Origin of the sequence: Collinsella sp. CLA-JM-H32B (assembly GCF_040098065.1) — a bacterium.
Taxonomy (GTDB): domain Bacteria; phylum Actinomycetota; class Coriobacteriia; order Coriobacteriales; family Coriobacteriaceae; genus Collinsella.
Window position 1 is genome coordinate 1 of record NZ_JBBNNA010000032.1, and the last position, 1430, is coordinate 1430.

Annotated in this window: 1 rRNA gene; it reads left to right on the forward strand. The window is 65.5% G+C overall.

The features are described from left to right. Positions 1 to 1421 (forward strand): 16S ribosomal RNA (locus AAA138_RS09820); the annotation flags it as partial. Positions 1422 to 1430 lie beyond the last annotated feature (9 nt).

Sequence of the window (1430 nt, forward strand, 5' to 3'; positions counted from 1 at the left end):
GAAGCGAGTGGCGAACGGCTGAGTAACACGTGGAGAACCTGCCCCCTCCCCCGGGATAGCCGCCCGAAAGGACGGGTAATACCGGATACCCCGGGGTGCCGCATGGCACCCCGGCTAAAGCCCCGACGGGAGGGGATGGCTCCGCGGCCCATCAGGTAGACGGCGGGGTGACGGCCCACCGTGCCGACAACGGGTAGCCGGGTTGAGAGACCGACCGGCCAGATTGGGACTGAGACACGGCCCAGACTCCTACGGGAGGCAGCAGTGGGGAATCTTGCGCAATGGGGGGAACCCTGACGCAGCGACGCCGCGTGCGGGACGGAGGCCTTCGGGTCGTAAACCGCTTTCAGCAGGGAAGAGTCAAGACTGTACCTGCAGAAGAAGCCCCGGCTAACTACGTGCCAGCAGCCGCGGTAATACGTAGGGGGCGAGCGTTATCCGGATTCATTGGGCGTAAAGCGCGCGTAGGCGGCCCGGCAGGCCGGGGGTCGAAGCGGGGGGCTCAACCCCCCGAAGCCCCCGGAACCTCCGCGGCTTGGGTCCGGTAGGGGAGGGTGGAACACCCGGTGTAGCGGTGGAATGCGCAGATATCGGGTGGAACACCGGTGGCGAAGGCGGCCCTCTGGGCCGAGACCGACGCTGAGGCGCGAAAGCTGGGGGAGCGAACAGGATTAGATACCCTGGTAGTCCCAGCCGTAAACGATGGACGCTAGGTGTGGGGGGACGATCCCCCCGTGCCGCAGCCAACGCATTAAGCGTCCCGCCTGGGGAGTACGGCCGCAAGGCTAAAACTCAAAGGAATTGACGGGGGCCCGCACAAGCAGCGGAGCATGTGGCTTAATTCGAAGCAACGCGAAGAACCTTACCAGGGCTTGACATATGGGTGAAGCGGGGGAGACCCCGTGGCCGAGAGGAGCCCATACAGGTGGTGCATGGCTGTCGTCAGCTCGTGTCGTGAGATGTTGGGTTAAGTCCCGCAACGAGCGCAACCCCCGCCGCGTGTTGCCATCGGGTGATGCCGGGAACCCACGCGGGACCGCCGCCGTCAAGGCGGAGGAGGGCGGGGACGACGTCAAGTCATCATGCCCCTTATGCCCTGGGCTGCACACGTGCTACAATGGCCGGTACAGAGGGATGCCACCCCGCGAGGGGGAGCGGATCCCGGAAAGCCGGCCCCAGTTCGGATTGGGGGCTGCAACCCGCCCCCATGAAGTCGGAGTTGCTAGTAATCGCGGATCAGCATGCCGCGGTGAATGCGTTCCCGGGCCTTGTACACACCGCCCGTCACACCACCCGAGTCGTCTGCACCCGAAGTCGCCGGCCCAACCGAGAGGGGGGAGGCGCCGAAGGTGTGGAGGGTGAGGGGGGTGAAGTCGTAACAAGGTAGCCGTACCGGAAGGTGCGGCTGGATCACCTCCTTTCTAGGGAGA